At 53.9% G+C, this 21,094-nt stretch carries 22 protein-coding genes and 1 riboswitch; of the genes, 12 read left to right on the forward strand and 10 right to left on the reverse strand.

Translation table 11 applies throughout. The features are described 5' to 3' along the window. Positions 1–718: nucleoside hydrolase (locus tag WM40_RS15305; protein ID WP_046153296.1), on the forward strand; the 718-nt coding region annotated here is incomplete at its 5' end. 26 nt (positions 719–744) lie between these two features. On the opposite strand, the gene aptA is transcribed toward WM40_RS15305, so the two are convergent. Beyond that, positions 745–2,103 (reverse strand): omega-aminotransferase AptA, encoded by a 1,359-nt coding sequence (aptA, locus tag WM40_RS15310; RefSeq protein ID WP_046153297.1) that lies wholly within the window; start codon positions 2,101–2,103, stop codon positions 745–747. A gap of 161 nt (positions 2,104–2,264) precedes the next feature. Further along, positions 2,265–2,345: riboswitch (cyclic di-GMP riboswitch) on the forward strand. A gap of 91 nt (positions 2,346–2,436) precedes the next feature. Between aptA and WM40_RS15315 the strand changes: the two genes are divergently transcribed. Then, positions 2,437–3,294: a spherulation-specific family 4 protein gene (locus WM40_RS15315; RefSeq protein ID WP_236693542.1), complete on the forward strand. Its 858-nt coding sequence runs from the start codon at positions 2,437–2,439 to the stop codon at positions 3,292–3,294. Positions 3,295–3,513: 219 nt separating this feature from the next. On the opposite strand, the gene WM40_RS15320 is transcribed toward WM40_RS15315, so the two are convergent. The 3 genes from WM40_RS15320 to WM40_RS15330 form a co-directional block, all read right to left on the reverse strand. Then, positions 3,514–3,942, reverse strand: coding sequence for an organic hydroperoxide resistance protein (locus tag WM40_RS15320; RefSeq protein ID WP_024905363.1), 429 nt, complete (start codon positions 3,940–3,942; stop codon positions 3,514–3,516). 184 nt (positions 3,943–4,126) lie between these two features. Next, complete coding sequence (locus tag WM40_RS15325; RefSeq protein ID WP_046153298.1) at positions 4,127–4,621, reverse strand: MarR family winged helix-turn-helix transcriptional regulator; 495 nt, start codon at positions 4,619–4,621, stop codon at positions 4,127–4,129. A gap of 96 nt (positions 4,622–4,717) precedes the next feature. Next, on the reverse strand, positions 4,718–4,948 hold the full coding sequence (locus tag WM40_RS15330) for a hypothetical protein (RefSeq protein ID WP_024905365.1): 231 nt from the start codon (positions 4,946–4,948) through the stop codon (positions 4,718–4,720). A gap of 210 nt (positions 4,949–5,158) precedes the next feature. Between WM40_RS15330 and WM40_RS15335 the strand changes: the two genes are divergently transcribed. Beyond that, positions 5,159–5,989: a phage tail protein gene (locus WM40_RS15335; RefSeq protein WP_046153299.1), complete on the forward strand. Its 831-nt coding sequence runs from the start codon at positions 5,159–5,161 to the stop codon at positions 5,987–5,989. A gap of 138 nt (positions 5,990–6,127) precedes the next feature. Here WM40_RS15335 and hydA read toward each other — a convergent pair whose 3' ends face one another. The 6 genes from hydA to WM40_RS15365 form a co-directional block, all read right to left on the reverse strand. Next, a complete protein-coding gene (gene hydA, locus WM40_RS15340; protein ID WP_046153300.1) occupies positions 6,128–7,591 on the reverse strand; it encodes a dihydropyrimidinase in 1,464 nt (487 codons plus the stop codon). A 238-nt stretch (positions 7,592–7,829) separates the two neighbouring features. Beyond that, positions 7,830–8,498: an amino acid ABC transporter permease gene (locus WM40_RS15345; RefSeq protein WP_024905368.1), complete on the reverse strand. Its 669-nt coding sequence runs from the start codon at positions 8,496–8,498 to the stop codon at positions 7,830–7,832. Between the two features lie 4 nt (positions 8,499–8,502). Then, positions 8,503–9,186 carry an amino acid ABC transporter permease gene (locus WM40_RS15350; RefSeq protein WP_236693543.1) on the reverse strand — a complete coding sequence of 228 codons (684 nt, stop codon included), beginning with the start codon at positions 9,184–9,186 and terminating at the stop codon, positions 8,503–8,505. Then, positions 9,186–10,031 (reverse strand): amino acid ABC transporter ATP-binding protein, encoded by an 846-nt coding sequence (locus tag WM40_RS15355; protein ID WP_024905370.1) that lies wholly within the window; start codon positions 10,029–10,031, stop codon positions 9,186–9,188. Before WM40_RS15355 ends, WM40_RS15350 begins: the two co-directional genes overlap by 1 nt. 23 nt (positions 10,032–10,054) lie before the next feature. Next, positions 10,055–10,903 carry a transporter substrate-binding domain-containing protein gene (locus tag WM40_RS15360; RefSeq protein WP_046153301.1) on the reverse strand — a complete coding sequence of 283 codons (849 nt, stop codon included), beginning with the start codon at positions 10,901–10,903 and terminating at the stop codon, positions 10,055–10,057. Between the two features lie 216 nt (positions 10,904–11,119). Next, entirely contained in the window at positions 11,120–12,067 is a 948-nt protein-coding gene (locus WM40_RS15365; protein ID WP_024905372.1) for an N-carbamoyl-D-amino-acid hydrolase, read from the reverse strand. 552 nt (positions 12,068–12,619) lie between these two features. Here WM40_RS15365 and WM40_RS30670 point away from each other — a divergent pair. From WM40_RS30670 to WM40_RS15410, 9 genes are all read left to right on the forward strand, one after another. Then, positions 12,620–13,489, forward strand: a complete 870-nt coding sequence (locus tag WM40_RS30670; RefSeq protein ID WP_046153302.1) for a hypothetical protein — start codon at positions 12,620–12,622, stop codon at positions 13,487–13,489. After that, positions 13,474–13,782, forward strand: a complete 309-nt coding sequence (locus WM40_RS30675) for a hypothetical protein (protein WP_046153303.1) — start codon at positions 13,474–13,476, stop codon at positions 13,780–13,782. Before WM40_RS30670 ends, WM40_RS30675 begins: the two co-directional genes overlap by 16 nt. After that, on the forward strand, positions 13,779–14,288 hold the full coding sequence (locus WM40_RS15380; protein ID WP_081765160.1) for a phage tail protein: 510 nt from the start codon (positions 13,779–13,781) through the stop codon (positions 14,286–14,288). Before WM40_RS30675 ends, WM40_RS15380 begins: the two co-directional genes overlap by 4 nt. After that, complete coding sequence (locus WM40_RS15385; RefSeq protein WP_024905375.1) at positions 14,285–14,479, forward strand: DUF5908 family protein; 195 nt, start codon at positions 14,285–14,287, stop codon at positions 14,477–14,479. Before WM40_RS15380 ends, WM40_RS15385 begins: the two co-directional genes overlap by 4 nt. Then, the gene (locus WM40_RS15390; RefSeq protein ID WP_157685813.1) at positions 14,476–15,195 is read left to right on the forward strand and encodes a CIS tube protein; all 720 of its coding nucleotides are present in this window, start codon (positions 14,476–14,478) and stop codon (positions 15,193–15,195) included. Before WM40_RS15385 ends, WM40_RS15390 begins: the two co-directional genes overlap by 4 nt. 2 nt (positions 15,196–15,197) lie before the next feature. Beyond that, complete coding sequence (locus WM40_RS15395) at positions 15,198–16,871, forward strand: phage baseplate assembly protein V (protein ID WP_046153304.1); 1,674 nt, start codon at positions 15,198–15,200, stop codon at positions 16,869–16,871. A gap of 67 nt (positions 16,872–16,938) precedes the next feature. Further along, positions 16,939–17,337, forward strand: a complete 399-nt coding sequence (locus WM40_RS15400) for a GPW/gp25 family protein (RefSeq protein ID WP_024905378.1) — start codon at positions 16,939–16,941, stop codon at positions 17,335–17,337. 77 nt (positions 17,338–17,414) lie between these two features. Then, entirely contained in the window at positions 17,415–18,371 is a 957-nt protein-coding gene (locus WM40_RS15405; protein WP_157685814.1) for a hypothetical protein, read from the forward strand. Positions 18,372–18,380: 9 nt separating this feature from the next. Continuing rightward, entirely contained in the window at positions 18,381–21,059 is a 2,679-nt protein-coding gene (locus tag WM40_RS15410) for a hypothetical protein (RefSeq protein WP_046153306.1), read from the forward strand. Positions 21,060–21,094: the final 35 nt, after the last annotated feature.

Genomic DNA, 21,094 nt, shown 5'->3' on the forward strand with positions numbered 1-21,094 from the left:
TGCGCTAGATGTGCATGGCCGCACGGGGTTGGGCGACGAAGACTGGCCAGATCCGCAACGGACGGTGGCATCCGACGACGCGGCCGGCTTTATTATCGAGACTGTCCGTCGCTTCCCCGGAGAAGTCGTGCTCTTGGCGGTGGGTCCGCTGACCAATCTTGCGCAGGCGTTACATCGGGCACCCGATCTCGCGGTATTGGTAAAAGCGGTCGTTGCCATGGGCGGTGCATTTGGCACCGGAGGCGTGACGGGCAACATCACGCCAGCGGCAGAAGCGAACTTCTACCAGGACGCGATCGCTGCAGATCGGGTATGCGCGGCCCGATGGCCATTGACCGTCGTGGGGCTGGACGTTACCGCGAAGTCGGTGCTGTCGTCGCAAACCCTACAGGAGATGCGTGATCATGGAGGCCCGTATGGGGCCTTTATCTGGCGCGTATCCCGCGCCTATGAGCGCTTTTATCAAGGCAAGGGGATCCCCGGCATCTGCCTGCACGATCCAGCTGCCCTGGCCTATATCGTGCAGCCATCGCTTTTCACGGGCCGCATGGGGCCGGTGCGCGTCATCACCGATGGCGAGGCAATGGGCCACAGCATTCAGAAACCGGCCGGCCAGGGTTTCGGTCCAAGCGTCTGGGATGACCGTCCCGACCAGCAGGTTCTGATCGATGTCGATGTTGCGGCATTTGTCGCCTTGTTCCGGCGCCTGTGCGGTTGATGGCGATGGAACAAGTAGAGGACAATCTAGGCAACGTCGCGCAGGATCCTGGCGATGGTTGAAAACACCTGGTCGATCTGTGCTTCGCTGATGATCAGCGGAGGCGAGATTGCCAGGATGTCACCGGTACAGCGGATCAGCAGGCCGTGCTCCAAGCATTTGACAAATACCTCATAGCCGCGTGCACCCGGCGCGCCTTCACGAGGTGTGAGATCAATGCCGGCCACCAGACCGAGGTTGCGAATGTCGCGCACGTGCGGTGCATCGCGCAGTGCATGGGCGGCGGCTTCGAAAGGCGCTTCGAGTGTGGCGGCGCGTTGGAACAAGCCATCTCTCGCATACAGGTCGAGCGTGGCAACCGCGGCGGCGGCGGCCAGCGGGTGGCCGGAATACGTGTAGCCGTGGAAAAGTTCGATCGCGTTCTCTGCCGCGCCCTGGACGATGGCATCGTGTATAGAACGGCCAACGGCAACGGCGCCCATCGGCACGGCGGCATTGTTGATGGCCTTTGCCATTGTCAACAGGTCCGGCGTCACGCCAAAGCGATCGCTGGCGGTGGCGGCACCCAGGCGTCCGAACGCGGTGATGACTTCATCGAAGATCAGGAGGATGCCGTGCTTGGTGCATAGTGCGCGCAACCGCTCCAGATAGCCCCGCGGCGGAATCAGGACACCGGTTGACCCCGCCATTGGCTCGACGATCACCGCCGCGATCGTCGAGGCGTCATGCAACGCGACGAGTCGTTCGAGATCGTCGGCAAGGTGCATACCCTCCACCGGCTGGCCTTTTGTAAAGGCGGCAGCCGGATCGTACGTATGCGGTAGATGGTCGACATGTGGTAGCAGGCTGTTCGCGAACATCTTGCGGTTACCGGCAATGCCACCCACGGACAGGCCGCCGAAGTTGACGCCGTGATAGCCGCGCTCCCGCCCGATAAGGCGGGTACGTTGTGGCTCGCCGCGCGCACGATGATAGGCCAGCGCGATCTTCAACGCCGTATCCATGGATTCGGACCCGGAATTGGTGAAAAAAATCCGGTCCATCCCATCCGGCATGAACGCGGCCAGCTTCGTGGCGGCTTCGAAGGCAATCGGATGGCCCATCTGGAAGGGCGGTGCGTAATCCATTTCCGCCGCTTGGCGCGTGATCGCGTCGACGATCTCCTGGCGTCCGTGGCCGGCGTTGACGCACCACAAACCCGCCGTTGCATCTAATACCTGTCGATCATCGATTGTCGTGTAGTACATGCCTTTTGCCGCCTTGAACAGGCGCGGCGCTGCCTTGAACTGGCGGTTGGCGGTGAATGGCATCCACAAATGCGACATGTCGGGCGCGACGGACGACACGGAAGAGGATGGCAACGATGATTCAGCGGTGGTGCGCATGGTGTGTTCCTTTTTGCATATCGATCATCGTAATAAACCAATTTGCGTAAGGCCCGATACGGTGTGCTTTCTTTGGGCACGCCGTACTGTGTTAATTCTCAGGACTGTACTGCATATATTTCGTGTTAACCACCTAAAGATTTCTTTCATAGCTGACGATAACCTGTCATTGGCAAACCCGGAGCGATCCGGCGACGCAAAGCTATAGGGACTCCACGTGCTGGAGTTAGCCAGTTGCCTGCCGCCCTAACCGGCAGGCCAATCGATGTCGCGCAGCCCACTCCATGCGGAAGACCGCGAGGGCGCGTGCATCAGGAGGCAGAGAGGGACATCGTGCGTCATTCCGTTCGTATCACGGCCGGCACCGGCCGGTTTTTCAAGATGACCCGTGCTGCTTGGAGAGGCGTGCTGGCTGCCTTGACCATGATTGTCGTGGCGGGACAAAACCCGGTCCATGCGGCAAGCACGACGACGGCCACGTCGTCACAAACCATGTCACTGACGGTGCCTGCCTATTTCGATCCGGTGGGCAAGGGCCTCGGTCTTTGGAACGATCTGGCGACGACAGCGTCGAAGGTTTCCACCACCGTTATCTTGAATCCGAATAGCGGTCCGGGCAAAACGATCGACATCAGCTATACGGTCGCGATTGCCAAAGTGCATGCCGCGGGCGGCAAGGTAATCGGGTATGTCTCGACGCAATATGGCAAGCGATCGTTGTCGAATGTCGCTACCGACATCAACACATATCTATCGTTCTATAAGGTGGATGGCATCTTCGTGGATGAGATGACGTCGGATGGTACGACGGCCCACATCCAGTATTACCAATCGGTCTACAACTACATCAAGGGAATGTCGCCATCACTGTCGGTGATGGCTAATCCGGGTACCGATATGGCGGAACAATACGTCACGTTGCCGACGGCGGACCAGTTCGTCACGTTCGAGGACACCGCGAAGAAGTATGCGAAATATACGCAGCCAAAGTGGCAGGCCAACTATCCGGCCAGCCGCTTCGTACATATGGTGATCAGTGCCGCAGCGGCGGATATGCCTGCCATTGTCTCGTCTGCCGCGACGCATCACGCTGGCAGTGTATTTGTTACTTCCGCCGGCATGCCCAATCCGTACAAGAATCTAGGTACGTATTGGAGCGACCTGGTGGTAAAAGTGTCTGGAATGAAATAGCGCGGCGGCATGATCGAGTGCACGGGTGCCTCGATCAGATGGCGGTGGGTATGCTACGCCAGTTACTTTCGGAGCCTGCCACGCGTTTCAGGCGGCATCAGGAAGACGAGCAATGGGCACGTGTTCCCTTCCGCTAGCCGTGAACCGGAGCGCCTGATTGCGCCTGGCGGGTTCGCGCCGTTGCGGCCGGATGACGGCGGCAACGCACGCGCAGACCTTTTAAGCGAGCGTCAACGTAACGTCGATGTTGCCGCGCGTTGCGTTCGAGTACGGGCATACTTGGTGCGCCTTCTCGACGATGTCTTGCAGCGTTTCGCGTGCCAGGCCCGGTGCGCTGATCTTCAACTCGACCGTGATGCCGAATCCGCCTGGGATCTGGCCAATGCCCACGCTGCCGTCAATCGACGTGTCCGCTGGCAGGGCAACCTTATCCTGGCCGGCGACGAATTTCATAGCGCCAATGAAACATGCCGAATAGCCGGCAGCGAACAATTGTTCCGGGTTCGCGCCTTCGCCACCGGCACCGCCAAGCTCACGCGGTGTGGTGAGTTTGACGTCGACGAACTTGTCGGACGTTGTCGCGCGGCCGTCACGGCCACCGGTTGCTGTGGCGTGACCGGTATAAAGGACTTTTTCGGGAGAGGCCATGGTGTTGCTCCTTTGCTGTTGAAAACGACGATCGTGAACCACCATCTTATTTAGTGAGAGGCAGAATCACGTCCTGGAAGACGAGAGGATAGTTCAAGCGTATTGCACGCAAATTAAATCGATTACTATTAAAACGTACACTATATGAATCTAAGACAACACTGGCAAGCCGCTGCTTAGCAGCCTACTTCTCAGCTGTTGCGCGTCCCAATTCCGATCGGAGCGCTTCCAACTGTTGTTTCAACCCTGCGAGTTCGTCGATCGAGCAGGCCGTTGCACAGAGGACATGCTCAGGAACTTGCTCCGCCTGAACGCGCAATGCCGTGCCTTCAGACGTTAAACCAATCAACACCTGACGCTCGTCATGCAACGCTCGAGTACGGGTCAGCAGACCGGCGTTTTCAAGACGTTTCAACAATGGTGTCAAGGTTGCAGAATCCAGGGATAGCCGATCGCCGATAAACGATACGGTGACGCCGTCGCGTTCCCATAACACCAGCATGACCAAATACTGCAGATACGTCAGATTCAGACGCTTCAGCAATCCTCGATACAACTTGTTCATCGCCAAATTGGTTGAATAGAGCGAAAAGCACAGTTGGTTTTCCAGGGCGAGGACGTTCACCCGTTGCTTATCGGTGGAGGTCTTCACTCCGGCGGTGACGTGGTCTGCGTTCATGAAACCAATTATACATAGCGTGCGATCTAATCGCAAGCGATTTTTAGTGGCCGCTTTACGTGGCGTCTCGTCAAACAATTGGTTATTTGGATAAGCTTACCGGCAATGAAAGTAATCGCTGAAGTTCGCATGGTCTGTTCTTTTTTCATGTCGACCATCGTAATAAACCGATTTGCGTAAAACCCGATACAGCTCTGGCAGCAAGGTTATCAGGTATATCTCGACGCAATACGACAAGCGATCGTTGTCGAACGTCGTTACGCGGCCGTTGCGACCGCCGGTCGCTGTTGCGTAACCGGTATAAAGCACTTGTTCGGGAGGGGCCATTGGGTTTGCTCCTTGTTGGCACGCCGGTCTTTAACGCTAAACGACTTGCTATTAGGTAGCGAACGATTTAAGCCTCCAATTTACATCGAATGGTTGGCCAATTGGCTGACCTTACACAAGGTTTCGTGAGTTGCTACATTGCGTGTAGCGCTGCCGCGCTTTCAAAGCGTACGCTTGGCGATTTATAAAACGACGTAAAAGGGTATCAAAATGACTAGGATGTTGGACCAACAGTTGGACGCCGCCCGTGCAGCATTTCAGGCGGGAAATATTCCAACTGAGCAGGATTTCCACAAATTGATTGAGGCAATTGACGGGTTGAGCCGTCCCTTTGCCACTGGCATGATCGTTATGTTTTCCGGATCAAAATCCGATATTCCGATGGGGTGGCAGTTGTGCGATGGCAGTATCATAGGGACAACTAAAAAATGTACCCCTGACCTGACAAATCGGTTCGTTGTTGGTTGGAGCGGTGATGGCAGGCGGCCCAGTGGTGCTGCGCGCTTCGACACTACCGTAGGGGCATTGCGCCTTCCCCAACAAACCGTCAATGTAAAGGCAAAATTTCAGACAAGCGCCGTTGCGTTGACGAAGGAGCAAATGCCCGAGCACCAACACATCGATGGCATTCGTTGGGGTCAAACGCATTACAAATATACCAGACGGGGGGGCGAGAATATCGATTCAACAGATTCAATAGAATACTACACGATGTTTGGGTTTGAAAAGAGGACGGTAGGTAAGCCCGAGCCAAGAAGCATATGGACGCAGGGGTCGGATATCGTGGGCTCCTCATGGTGGCGTGATTACCGATACGGAGTGCTTGAGCCGCAATCACATCTGCCTGATGACTTCCAGGGTTTCGGATCCAAAAAGAACATTCTCGCTACGCAGGTGTGTCATGTTAAAACAGAGCCGGTCGGGAACGGGGCCGAACATCATCACGAATATAACGGTGCACTCGATCTAGAACTAGCGGAGCCATTGAATGTGCCAATGCCTTTTTACGCGCTTTGCTTCATTATGAAAATCGATGAATGAGAAACGGAGCAAGGGCAGTGACCAATCACCACTTCCTGTGACGTCCGGATTCGTCAAAGGATCTTGCTATGGTCCGGTTTTAAGCCAGCCTGTCGCGTCATCTGTTGCGGCAAGGGCTGCTCGCATCCGCACGATCAGTCATTTGTGTTGTGAAAACAGTTTTCGCAAAAACGATGCGCGCTCACTTGGTTCCTTTGCATTTACCACGGGCTCGGGCGTGCCGCGCGCTATCTTCCACCCGCGACCGGCCTCGGCATGCAGCATGCCGTTATCGATGATTACGTCGCCGCGGCTGATGACGGTCTCTGGCCAGCCTGTGATGTGATGCCCTTCGTAAGGTGTATAGCCGACGTTGTCATGCAGCATGTCCGCTGTCACAGTGACGTGTTTGTCCGCATCCCAAATTGCGATGTCGGCATCGGCACCCGGCGCGATGGTGCCTTTGCGCGGGTAGAGGCCATACATCTTTGCGTGGTTGGTCGAAGTCAACGCCACAAATTGGTTCAATGTGATGCGGCCCTTCTTCACGCCTTCGGAGAACAAAATGGGCATCCGTGTTTCAAGACCTGGCAGGCCATTCGAAATCTGCTTGAACGTGGTGTCGTCGCCATGCGGCAGCTTGCCTGTTACGTCATAGCGGTATGGCGCGTGATCGGACGAAAACAGTGCGATATTGCCCGATGCGAGACTTTCCCACATTGCCTGTTGAGAAGCCGGATCACGTGGCGGCGGGCTGCAGCAGAACTTCGCGCCTTCGGTGCCAGGTAAATCGATATCGTCCGCGGTCAGAACCAAATATTGCGGACAGGTCTCGCCATGCACGGAAGCGCCCATCGTTTTCGCACCATGAATGACTCGCGCGCCCCCCGCGCTGGACACGTGCACGATCAGCACCGGGACTTCCAGTACGCGTGACAATTGCGCCGCCCGATTCGTTGCTTCATCCTCGGCAAAGACATCATGGGCAACCGCATGATATTTCGGTGCGGTATATCCGGCATCGATCAGCTTTCGAGCAATCCAGGAGATCACATCGTCGTTCTCGGCATGCACCATGGGCAGCGCGCCTTCGCGTGCCGCCACCGCGAAAACATCGAGTAATTGCTTGTCGTTCAACTTCATCTTCTCATAAGTCATGAAGACCTTGAAAGACGTGATGCCTTCGCGGACCAAGACGGGAAAATGCTCGTTCAACGCTTCGGGCGTCGGGTCCGTCATGATCAGGTGATAGCTGTAGTCGATGACCGCTTGCGGCGCAGCCCGTTTTTCGTAGTCGCGCGCGATCTGCATCAGCGATTGCCCGCGATGCTGAGCGGCAAACGGGATGATTGTGGTGTTGCCGCCGTACGCTGCGGACACGGTCGCGGAATACCAAGTGTCGGCGCACATAATGCCCATGCTTGATAACTGTTCCACGTGGGCGTGGCTGTCGATTCCACCTGGCATCACCAGCTTGCCTGCCGCCTGAATGTCACGCGTTCCAGCGGGTAGCGCCGACGCGACAGCGACGATACGGCCGTCCTTGATACCGACGTCGCCCACAAAGTCTTCAGAGGCCGTGACAATGCGGCCACCGCGGATGGTCAAATCGAAATCGTTCATGCGTTTTCCCGTTCTCGTGCGATTCGCTGATACCCCGGCAGCCATGGCGCACGCTACCGAAGAAAAGCCCGCGATTTACGAAAAATAATGAATAGCTTATAAGCCATACCAGAGTCGGATGGCTTTCAAAAAATATCGACGGTGTGGCGTCGATACATGTTTGGCAAGCGCCGCAAACTTTTTACAGCGGCTGCTAATGCGTCAGGTAAGGTGCGGAGCGAAAGGCACTGTGCGTCATTCACCTCATATGCTTTTGCTCAAAGCGACGGAGCAGCCTGACCAGCGGCCAAAGCATCGCAAGGTAAACCAGGGCAGCCAACATGATCGGCGAGGGGTTATACAGCAGTGATTGCGCATCACGCGCCACGCGTAGCAATTCCGGCAGGGCAACAACACTGGCGATCGTGGTCAGCTTCACCACTTCGATCGTGTTGCTGATCAATTCGGGCATGACTGTTCGGACGGCTTGCGGTATCACAATTAGCACCGTCGTTTGCGCCGCAGTCATGCCAGTTGATCGCGCGGCCTCCAGTTGGCCTTTGGGAATACTTTCGAAACCGGCACGCAACACCTCGCCGTAATAACTGGAATTGTTCAGCATGAAGCCGATGGCGACGGCCAGCAATTTCGGCATATTCCATCCCAGGAACGGCGCGCCAAAATAGATGAAGATCAGTAATACCAGCGGAGGTACGGCACGGAACAAGTCAATATAGGCGGCCAATAACAAACGGGCAATTCGTGAGCGCAGATGATGGGACAGTATGGCAACAACCATTCCGGCGGCGAAACCGCAGGGAATGACCAGCAGTGAAAGGCCAATGGTCATTGTCAATCCACGCAGCAGAAAAGGCGCTACCTGAACGTAAATGTCCCAGTTGAAGAAGTTGTCGAGTATGGCTTGCATGATGTCAAACCTGCCAGGTAAAGCGTTTTTCCAACCATCGTCCAAACAGCACGAGCGGAATGAAGATGATGAGGTAACCAAGCGCACCCATTGTCAAAGGCGTGGCGCTGCCCAGGTTACTACTGGCGGATTGCGCGTTATTCAAGATTTCATTCAGCGCGACGACGGACCCAAGGGCCGTGTTTTTCGTGGTCGAGATCGCGCGGTTCGTCAACGGAGCCATCACTAGCCGGATGGCCTGTGGCAGGATCACCAACTGCATCGTCTTGATCCAACTCATGCCGGTCGATCGTGCTGCTTCGGCTTGCCCTTTTGGCACCGAGATAATACCGGCCCAAAATAACTCCTCGGCAAAGGCCGCAAGTACCAAGGCGAGTGCGAACCACGTGGACTGAAAGGCGGAGAAGGACAGCCCGATCGACGGAAATGCATAGAACAGCATCATGATCACGATCAGCGGTGGAAGTGCGCGCAGAATATCGGCATAACCGATGATCAGAACATCAAGCCAACGCAACCGTAGCGAACGGATCAATGCCAGCACGAGGCCGCCCGACAAGCCGGTCACGATGACCGCGATACCCAATTCCAATGTCACGATCATGCCCTTGAAAATATCGGGCAAGACCGTCTTCGCGATGGCGCCATTGAAAAACGCATGCTGCATAGCGGCGAGATCCATAGCCATCAGTTCGCCATGGATGTAGTGGGTAACATCGTGGTTGTCGACGGCGCGGCGACGTGTGTCAATAACGAGTCAGGTGGCGCATGGGCGGGATGGACATCATGCGATTGATTCAGAAAAGAAGACAGGAAGGCGCGGGTACGGTCGTGCTGGGGCCGTGTAAAAATGTGTTCTGGTGTCCCTTCCTCGACGATCACGCCGCCATCCATGAAGATAACCCGGTCGGCTGCTTCACGGGCAAATGCCATTTCGTGGGTGACTACGACCATTGTCATGCCGCTCTTGCTCAACTCGCGCATGACGTTCAGCACGCTACCGACGAGCTCCGGATCGAGTGCGCTGGTGGGTTCATCAAACAATACCAACGCCGGCTCAAGCGCAATTGCACGGGCAATGCCCACGCGCTGTTGCTGACCGCCCGACAACTCGCCCGGCTTCGCAGTCGCCTTGTGCGCCATTCCCACACGTTCGAGTGCGGCCATGCCACGCTTTTGGGCGTCTGTTCTCGACAATTTCTGAACGTGACGCAACGCCAGCGTCACGTTATGCAAAACGTTCAGATGCGGATACAGATTGAAGTGCTGGAACACCATGCACACCTTCTGTCGCATCTTGTTCAAGTCGACGCCGGGGCGGTTGATATCGGTGCCGTCAACGACTATCTGGCCGTCTGTAGCGGCTTCAAGCCGGTTGCAGCATCGCAGCATGCTGCTCTTGCCGGAACCGGATGGGCCGATCACGGCAACCACTTCACCTGGTCGTACTCGAAGGTTGACCCCCTTGAGCACCGCGTGATCGCCGTACGACTTATGCAGGTTGACGAGTTCGAGGATAGGGGTGTTCTTCATGACGCGTATCTCTATTAGACCGATCAGTTGCAGACGACCTTGACCGGCGTGGCATCGTAGCCCGGCATGTCGGGTACACCTTGACCCGGCACGACCTTCACGGCAGCTGAATCGGGCCCTGGCGTCTCGCCAAACCACTTTTGCGCCAGCTTGGCGACCGTGCCGTTCTGCTTCAAGCATTTCAACGCCATTGAAATGCGATCCCGACCGGCTTTGTCGTCTGGGCGGAAAGCGAGCGACCAGACCAGGCCCGTGCCGACGGTGAAGGTCGTCTTGAGTAGCGAGTTTTGCTTTGCCGCCCAGGCCGATACGGTATTGCCCGACATGTTGGCGTCCGCGCGACCCGCTAACAGCGCCTGGATGGCGTCGGCGTTGCTGCCGTACACGTCGTATTTGAAGCCATATTTCCCTGCGTTTTGACTTGCCCATACGTCATAAGCCGATCCCTTGTTCACGGCGATCGTCATGCCCTTCAGGTCTTCGAGCTTCGTAATCGGCTTAGCGGCTTTCTTTTGTACAAACGTGTAGTCCGTATTCAAGTAGCCTTCGCTGAACAACAACGATTTGGCCTTTTCCGGGGTGACGGTCACGGGCGCAAGGATGAAATCGTACTTTTTCGACAACAGGCCCGGAATCAATGCGGAGAACTCCGTTCCGTCGATGTCGATCTTCTCGTGCAATTGGGCCGCAAGCGCATTGCCCAAATCGATATTGAAGCCTTGCAGACCGCCGCTCAACGTCCGCATCGCGTGTGGTGCATAGTTCGCATCCACACCCGTCTTCAATGTGCCTGCCGCGTTGGCACCTAGCGCCGACAGCGACAATAGGACAGCCATGCCCGTGGTTACGAGATTCTTACGGAAAAACGTCATTGAACTACACCCCGTCGTTATAGGAGAACAAGCAGTTTCGAGCCGGCTTTATGTATGAAGCAGGAGGCTGCGCACGCTTCCCCGGCACTACCGGGTCGACGTCGAATCGAGGGGTGACGCTCATGTAACCCGGCATGCCCAGAGGATGGTGTCATCATATCCGCACCAAATTAATGCACTGTTATGCTTTTTTATGCCCCAGGTATAACGTCGGCGTTATAGTTTGGGAGGCAACGTAACGCCTGTTTGATCGACGATGCGACGGTAGTGATGTGGCTGGCGGTGCATCTCGAAATTAAACATCTTGGTCTTGCCCTGAAGACAGGCGTTTAGATCGATATCGGCGATCAACACTTCGTCGTCGTGGCTTTCGGCCTGGGCCACCACCACACCGTTCGGGTCGACGATACAAGACCCGCCGATCAGGCCGAATCCGTCTTCCACGCCCGCCTTGGCAACGCTAATGGCCCACGTGGCGTTCATATAGGCGTTTGCTTGCGTCGCTATTGTTGAATGGAACGTCCGCAGCGGTTCATCCTCGGCGGTCCCGCCGTTCGGATCATATGCCGCCGAGTTATAGCCCATGACCATCAGCTCAACGCCCTGAAGTCCATATTCCCGCCAGGCTTCCGGCCAGCGACGATCATTACAGATGAGCATCCCCATGACCGGCGCGTGCCAGTCCTCCGCACCGTAAAAAGCCTGAAAGCCCAGGTCGCCATATTTGAAATAGCGCTTTTCCAATTGTTGTACCGGTTCGTCGATGCGGGGCTCGACGGTTCCGGGTAGGTGGACCTTGCGATAATGTCCGAGTATGGTGCCGTCCGGCCCAACGGTGATCGCGCTGTTATAGTGATGACCCTCCGCGGTCAGTTCCGCGTATCCAACATAAAAGCCTACCTTTAGTGCTTTCGCGCGCTCGAAAAGGCCGGCAACCTGCGAGTTGGGCATGGCATTTTCAAAATAGCGGTCTACTTCGTCCGGGTCCAGCAGCCACCGCGGGAAAAAGGTCGTGAAGGCCAGTTCAGGGAATACGACCAGCTTTGCGCCTTGCGCGGCGGCCCGTTCAAGCAGGGTGACCATTCGGTCGAGCGTGTGTTGCCGGCTGTCCTGTAATTGGGTCGCGCCCATCTGGGCAGCGGCAACGCGTAAGAGTCTGGGCATCGTTTATCGTCCATCATGTCGCGATAGAATCGTGACGGCTAAATTGTTCGCTTGGTGCCTGCCAATCATCCGCTGGCACTGTGGCGTTCGCGGCGATCTTGCCGCGCGATTCGCTTGAAGTCTTTTGCGCGGCACCATGCTTGCTCTGATGGGTGTGCGTCGGCGAACGCGCTACGTGCATCCTAGGCGAAAAAAAAGACCTCGGGGTATGCGACTTTACAAACAGGGTATACGGTTACGCTATACCCACCCCACGCAATTCAGCGAAAGCGGTGACCTATGCAGTGTCGTCGGGCAAACACGCCGGGATGCGCTTGCGCTGACATCCTGTTGGCCGGATGGTCGATCTATTCGACATGCTGCGCTTCTTGCTACATTTGCAGGAAAGGTAGCACGCTAAACGACGTTTGATCTGGCGCCGCTTTTTTCGGGCCGGTGGCGTGACGAACACACGCTATCGCCGGACTTTACCTGGCCGTTCCGCAATATTGACCTGGTAAATGGCTACGAAAAGGAACATATATAAGTAGTACTACAGAGTAAAAATGGCAAATGACGAAATCAATCGTAGAAATCGACACGGACATCCTATCGTCGATCGACGAGCAAGAACGTACGGCCATGCCCGTATTTGTGGGAAGCCGTCTTGGAGGCGTAGATGACATCGTCGTCAAAGGAAAATCGTTCGCGGAAATAGCTAAGAACGTACTTGATCAGCGAGGCGATTGGGAAGAGATTCTAAAGGATACAGTCAGATCGTTCTTTGCCAATGGCGGCGAACTTTGTTATGTACTTTTACATGCCGATCTAAAATTTACCCGCGAGATTAGCCATGTTGTTGCCTTAGTCGAACGCTGTGTACCAGATGGCACGCTGCTTTCCATGCCTGAAGTACCAGGATACGAACAACGGTGGGAAGAAATTCTAAAAGCGGCCGCAAATACAAATCGGCTATTTTGTCTTATCGACATGCCCAACCATCCGGGGGACGAATATCAGGCTGCATCCGCATTCCACCGTGCATTACCTGACGAAGTGAAGTCAGTGGGAGCGGCATATTGGCCCCGTTTGCAGGAACAGGTGATCGAGCGAAATACCATCAGAAAGGTGGAAGTTGCGCCATCCGGCGCCGTTGCCGCCGCTATACAACGCACCGATGCCACAGCGGGGGTCTGGGGAGTGCCGGCCGGCGTAAAGCTGCCGTCTGTCCTTGGCCTAGCCATTACACCGGAAAAGAAAAAGAGCCCGACTTCGAAGTCAATACCATACGCATTTTTCCTGGTCGTGGTGCGCTCCTCTGGGGTGCACGAACTCTTGCAACGGATCCGAAAAATCCTGGAGCGTATGTGCAAACCAAGCGGACGATGCAATTTATCCAGCATGGATTGCAGGCGCAACTGCGAGAGATGGTTTTCGAGGTAAATGACGCGTTGTTGTGGCGTACCTGTGAGGCGCGCGTGACAGTGTGGCTGACGGAGCTATGGCGAACGGGCGGCTTGGCCGGTGCGACGGCCAAGGACGCATTCCAAGTGCACGTGGGAGAGGGCGTAACGATGACACTTGAGGATATTGCGCAAGGGAAGCTGATCATCCACGTAACGTACTCGCTACATCCGGTTCTCAGTGACGTGCAATTAACGTTGACCATGCTGCAAGGTGAATCGCGGGTTAGTGTCAGCCAAATAGGCAGTGCGCAGCAAGGAGGCAAGGCATGAGGTCGGAGACGCTATTTGAGCCGGCGGTTGGATATCGCTTTGTTGTGGGATGTTTTTTTCGACCCGAAGGAACGGGGGTCTCCGGCGCATTAGGTACCGCAATGCGGCTGGTGCCCAGTCCACTGGACTTCCGATTTCAGCGCATCTCCGGTTTGCAGCGGCAGGTAGAGACAAGCAGCTTTCGGCAGGGTGGCGACAATGTGGCCACGATTTCCCTGCCCGAGCGGGTTACCCATGGCAACTTGGTATTGGAGCGGGGCGTGATGACGCTCTCCCCACTGACGCTTGCGTTCGCCGATGCGATGAGTCGCTTTAAGACCCATCCATGCGATGTGACCGTGTCGCTGTTAAATCATTTGTCGCTACCTATCAGTACTTGGACGTTCGTCAATGCCATTCCCGTTGCCTGGCGCACTGGCGACTTGGATGCGACGAACTCATCGGTCTTGGTGAACTCGCTTGAACTTGCCTATCGGGAAATGCACTTCCTTGGGGTAAAAGCATGAATGAAATTCACGAACTGATCATCGAGGCTCGCATAGACGGTGGTGTATCCAGGGATCATGAGGCCCGGAGCCGCCGCGCCAACGAAAGAGCCAGGCAGGTTGAGAGAGCGCATTTGGTCGACGAGATCGTGCGTCAAGTGATGCAACAGCTACGCGCCGATCTGGCGATTGAAAATGGGAGGTCGTGGTGAATGTGATCGATAAGATTCGCGGAGGCTTGAGTAAGCTAACAATCATTGCCTATAAAGACGTCGCACTTACGACGGAAGTTGGGCGCATGGAAGCAATGTACAACCCGGAAGCGCTCTCGCTCGACTACGCGGCGCGATATGAGGAGGAACCGGCGTTAAACGATCCGATTCAGACAACCGCCTTCGTTGATGCAAATGCCGGGCGGCTCGATATCCAGTTGATATTCGACGGCTCGCTGCCTACCCATCGGGAGCCAGTGGAGGCACAACTGAGTCGCTTACGGTCCTTATGTTGCGTCGTAGATGCGACAAGCGGACAGACCCGATTTCTGAAAATTCAGTGGGGTAGTTTCAACTGGCACGGACATGGCTATTTTGCATGCCGGATGGAACGGCTGTCCGTGCGGTATACGCTTTTTGATCGGGATGGTTCGCCTTTACGCGCGACGGCGAGCCTCAATGTCATCGAGGACGTGGAGCCGGGAATTCAGCGAGCCAAGCTGGGCGTGCGCAATCCGCAGCCGTCAGTGGTTCAAGTTATCGCGGGAACGGGGTTATCGCTAATGGCCGCGGCGCAGTCGGCAACGGTAGGGGCCGTAATGGTGGACAAGCCGCCGGTGGATTATCTGGAACTGGCCAAGGCCAACGACCTCGACCATCTAGATGCCATTCGGCCTGGTCAGGCGCTTGCCTGGCCTGCTGGGAAAGGAGCTTGATCATGACGGCATCGCCATTCTGGGAACAACCGTTAGTCATTGAAGTAGATGGTAAAACGCTGCAGTACATGAAGGTCTCACAGGTCGATATTACGCAGCGTGTCAATAACATTCCGAACCTCGAGTTGCGTCTGGTGAGGCAATCCTCGTTGCAAATCGGCCGTTGGGACGAAGTAAATCGCGACGCGGACAAATGTGTGCCTGGCAGAAAGGTAACGCTGCGTATAGCGCTGCCTGGCTCACTTAAAAACGTCGTGCTTTTTGATGGAATCGTGGTCAGCCAACGGATCACCTGGGCTGGACCTAATCCGGAACTTACACTACGTGCGGTACATCCCTTGCACAAGCTGATGGGCCAGCCGCGTAGTCGCGCGTATCAGAAAACGACCGACCAAACGGTCATTCAGACCTTGATAGGCGAACATGCAACGGCGGGCCGTATTGACGTCAAGGGAGGCGAACACGAGCAGTTACTGCAATGGCAGTCGAGTGATTGGCATTGGTTGCGCCGCCGTATGCGAGCGTGCGGGGTATGGCTTTTGCCTCACATGGACCGGGTTGATTGTGTGACACCCAGTCTGTCGAACGGCGACATATTCAAGATTAGCGGCGAGGCCTCCGAGAACGGGCACCCGACCAGGATTGTTGAAGCAGAATGGTATGTTGATAACAGCGGCCTTGCGGCGACAATCGAGGCCAGTTGTTGGAACGTGGCGGAACAAAGAATTTCGGAGCCGAGACGTGCCAAGCCGACAAAATTGGCCACGGGTGGTCTCGATCCTGGGCGTGTGAAAGCTTCGATTGAGGAGACATGGCGGTCCTTCTATCCGTTGCCACTGATGTCGGACGATATGCAGCACCTTGCGGACGGGCGTCTTTTGGCGCAAGAGGCTGCTGCGGCACAAGTGCGATTCGTGCTATACGCGAACCAGGATACAGTGCGCTACCGTCTAGGCGATACCTTGGAAATTAGCAGCCTGGGAGAACGGCAGAATGGCCAAGGCATCATCACTGGCATACGCCACCAGTGGTCACGCGGTAGCTTTCTGACAACCGTGTTCATTGGTCTGGATGATATTGCGCAAAGTGATGCCGCCGCATTACCGCGTGCCGACGCGTTGACGGTCGGAATAGTTGCAGAGTACGAATCGGATGCAACGCATTGTGATCGAATACGTGTCGTATTGCCGGAACTCGGAGAAACGCCCATTTGGGCACGTTTCGCCAAACCTTATGCAAGCGCCGGGCGGGGCTTTCATTTGTATCCGGAGTCGAAAGACGAAGTGCTCGTTTCTTTTATCGACGACGATCCACGCTTTCCTGTCATTTTAGGCGCAACCCATAATCCGGTGAATGCTGCGCCAACGTCGAGCGATCAGGGTGATCATCCTCGCTTCTGGAAAGGCTGGATTTCCGAAAGTGCGGAGGCTGAAAAACCGAACGGCATTAATTTTTCGAATAACTGCGTTCGCATTGAGACTCAAAAAGGTGCACTATTTGTGGGCTTTGATGAAATGGACAAGAAAGATAATCATCGCGCAATAGTTCAAATAGGAAAATCAGGTATCGAGGGAAAATCTAAAAATATTACATTACGTTCTACAAATAATATGACCATTGCAGCAGAAAAAGAAATGGAAATTCTCGGGACTATGATTAATCTTAAGAAATCTTGAGATCGACATTGCCGATGCTCGACATGAGCAATCGATATCGCATAGCGCCCTCATCAGGGGAGAGAGTATGAGTGAAATAAGAGACGTAAGGTTTGTTGGAAAGCGTGGATGGGTCTTTCCTGTAAGTTTTGACAGTGATGGGCCCAAGATGGCGGATACGGATCTCACGGACATCGAGCAGAACCTGCGTCATCTGATGGAGACGTTGCCCGGTGAACGTATCATGAGGCCACAATTTGGTTGTGATTGGCTATCTGTCTTGTTTAAGAATCTGAACGATGATCTTCGCGCTGAAATCAAGACAATCGTCACGGACGCAATATTACGCAACGAACCGCGTGTAATCGTTCAGGATGTGATCGTTACCCAGCATGCGGACAGGATTGATGCGCTGCGCGTTGGTATCAGTTATCGGGTGGCCGGTCGGGATGTCGTTAAACAAATATCGTTCACCGCGCAAGCTTAACGGCAAGCCTGCATCATCCACGCGCTTTCGATAGCGGTGATGTGATGGAGCAAAATGAATGAGGAAAAGGGGGAATCGTGACAGATATCGAGGCTGGTAATGATATGGACAAAGATGAGAACGTAGCAGGGTTAATACGCTTCCTGCTTAAGTGGAGTTGTCGACTGGCACGGATTCCATTTGGCAACAATACGCCGGCACAGCTGAACTGGAACAGCGTGGCTTTTAACAATAATGATCGACTGACGCTGGACGCAGCTGAGACGCTGGCTTTACGAATGTTAAATCCATCTGAGAAGCTACGTCCCTATGAGGTGTTTTTGCTTGCGTTCTGGAAAGTTATGCAAACGCCCGAACGCCTGTATCTGAAATTGCTAGACGAGCATCGTAACCGATTCTTTTATGACATCTTTGGGATTCGTGCGAATCATTCGATCCGTAACGAGGTCATTGAAGATGTTTCGAGAGAAAATGCATTTAATAAAAATGGTGAGGATGACAAAGTATTTATATTGAGAACTCGTCATCGTTTTCTGAATGTGGACGATTTAGGTAAGGGAATCGCGCGGCGATTTCCTCAGTTTAGAGTGCGTATAGAAGCGCGTGTCGACGATCCAAAGATGAATTCCGCTGCTATGAAGCTCGCGATTCTCCGAAAAGAGCCTGACGGTGAAAATCGATATACATTGTCAGAATTGGAGCAGGAGCATGTGCGACGTTTTTTAAATGAAACTACATCGGTCTACGCCAAGATCCGACCGGAATTTAACCATGCGCATGCTCCGGTTGAGGTGACCTTGGAGTGGCGCGAAGGTATTGATCCGGTAAAGGCCGCCTCGACGGTCGATAGCGCATTTCGCGAATGGACATGGACGCTATGGCGATTTGAGGAATGGAACGAGGGTGTACTGAGAAACGAAGTGATTGCTTTCATATCTTCGCAAAATATCGCGAAAAGTTTCAAAATCAATTTTACCGACGGGCAGGCACACTTCGGATTATTGACGCTTAACTTACTACCAACGATAAAATAGGGAGGCGTCATGTTGAAGAAAAACGAAAATCTGTCATTGATTCATTTTGATACTTTGTGGGAAACGATGTCGACCGTTCTGGCGGAACGTGCGGATGCTGAGTGGCAGCACCATGGCGATAGCGACCCGGGGGTCGCGATGCTTCAGGCATTGGCTTTTGGTGGCTCGGATGTTGCCTATCGCCACCTTCACACGCTTGAAGATCTTTTCACCTCAGAGGCCGCGCCGCCAGGCGACGAAACTGCGAAAGACATTACGCGCGAAGAGGCGCTAACGACCACGCCAGTCAGTGCAGATGACTATCGACGTTTGATACTCGACATGGTTGAGGAATACGATGGTGATGATAATTCTTTATATCATCCGTGCAAAAACGTCGTCGTCGCGCCCGACGCCGATGGCGATAGACTGTGTGTCTGGCTGCTGCCGGAAATGATTATTAGTGAGAGGCTGACAAGCCGATACGAAAATCAGCAAAAAAAACGCCTAATCTACAAGGTTGAGACGTTACTGAGTGCTAACCGAAGCCACGGTGAGCGCCTGCCACGGGTCAACCTCATTGAACCGAGAAATGTCACGGTGAAGCTTGAAGTCGATTTAATTGATTGCAATGTCAATATCGCAAAGGTTTTCGCGCGGCTATATGATCTCCTAGATGATTGGATCTCACCACGGGCGAAACGGTGTTTCGATACAAATAAAAGAGATGCATGGCTGGCATGTCACGGCGGGCCTAAGACAGAGTATGGCTTTATTGAAATTCTGCCGCAGATCGACCTTATCCAGGACGGACAGGATTTCAATCAGAATCTTGAGATTTTGATAGAAAAGATTAAGTCCATTGAAGGGGTAAGAGGAATTTACGACATAGCTTTACAGTCGGATCGATCAAATAAAAATTTAGTAGACAAAAACACAAGCTTTGTTTTATGTAAAGATAATTTCGGTGGCACTATTCGTGCCAATCCCGTGAACAGTGAAAATTATGTTGAATGGTGTGGCATCAAGATTCGTTTGCAAAGCGATGCGCCGAAGATACAGGCTGTCGACATTCACAAAGAGATTCTGTTGCTAAGAGCACCGCAACGTTTTACCAATTCAGTAAAAGATACACGAAGCAAGGCGATCACAAAATACCGAAATGTCAAGGAATGGGCTGATGAGACTTGGAAACGCTTACCGCCTTCGCTTGCCTTAAATGGAAGACCCGTTGCAGCGCAGGATACGGATTTACTACGACAGTTTCTGTCCGCTTTCGACGGGCACCTTAAGCATCTTTGCGATCGGCTCGACAAATTGAAGCTTCGATTGCGCTTTGTAAGCGATAACGGCCTGGGGGTGTCTGGAAACAGCCAGCTTGGAACCGTATCAATACGTTCAGGGGAAAGCGCTGTGCTGAAGGACGAGGAACTTCGCGATGACGTTTTCGATGTGGGCTATATCCAGGCGCATCTGTTGCAGTACTTCGGTTTTGGTCCAACCGAGTTGTCCAAAACACGCTATGGGTTTTATCGATCCGGAGCTGTTACGCAAACAAATCGTTTTATTGATAGCATCGCGGATATTGCTCGAAAACGGCTGGCCGCAGAAGGTCCGATCACGGCGCTCCAAAAAGAAATTGCCTATTCGTTAGGTCTTTACTCTTCAGCGTTCTTTGCAGATGATCACAGTCATTGGCCTTTTTATATGCTCGACATTTCGCATTTGATACCGAAGGCCATAAGTCTGCAAGATGGAGTCCGAATTATCGAGAATGGCAAACAAATATTCGGCAAAATAAGCGGTAAGGTTTTGGAAGAGAACATTCACGAAATGGCCATCGGAGCTATTGTCGACGTTCATAAGGGCACGTTCTCTTCGACACTGTCCGCATACCCGGGCATCATTACCGGTGTGGACCACGGTCAATCGATGGTCACCGTAAAGCTATTTGGAGAACCCACTACGTGGGATGATGTTTCCACACAAAGGACTGTCCCGCAAAATCAGTTCATACTGAGACCACATCATGGTGATTCAGCCTATTTTCCACTTCGAGATTTAGCTAAACCAGAAGGTGGAGAAAAAATGCACTGGAAAGCGCACGTGGCATTCGGAGGTGTTTATCCATGGTTACACGAAAATTTGAAGGTCAAGGTTCATGTCTTGGATTCAGACTGCACCGAGTCGCAAGGTGGCTCTGCTACAGGAGCAGTGACGCTGCTCAATGCGAATGCTGACTCCGTAGTTGATTTCACGCTTCCGGAAAGTTTTAAGGAAACGTCAAAGCATCGCTTATTCGTAAGTGTGCCTGGTCTCTATGATCAGAGAGCTGCCGCAGGGCAGAGATTAGCTTTTGTTTTTCCACTGTATCGAGACGTCGAGAATGCCAACTTCAAGGCTTGGCAAGCGAAAGTCAATTTTCAATTAAAACGGCTTGTACCTTCACATCTGGAGTTCGAGGTGTATTGGTTAAAAGAGGAGACTTACTCTGCATTCGCTAGAAAATTTCACGACTGGCAGAATCGGTTCGACGAGCAAAGAGGCATGCCTGGGCCAGGCGCTATTCCCATTCTCGAAAGCTTAGGTCTTGCAAGAGTCGCGTTGCCATTGAAGGGCATCGGGACACTGCATATCAAGAAAGAAGGCGAGAGGGCAGATAACGCGCGGGAGGCACTTGAAAAGTGGATATTTCATGTAAATGATTAGGAATCCGTTTGATATGTCGGATGACGTTGACAATA

The organism is Robbsia andropogonis (assembly GCF_000970345.1).
Lineage (GTDB): Bacteria > Pseudomonadota > Gammaproteobacteria > Burkholderiales > Burkholderiaceae > Robbsia > Robbsia andropogonis.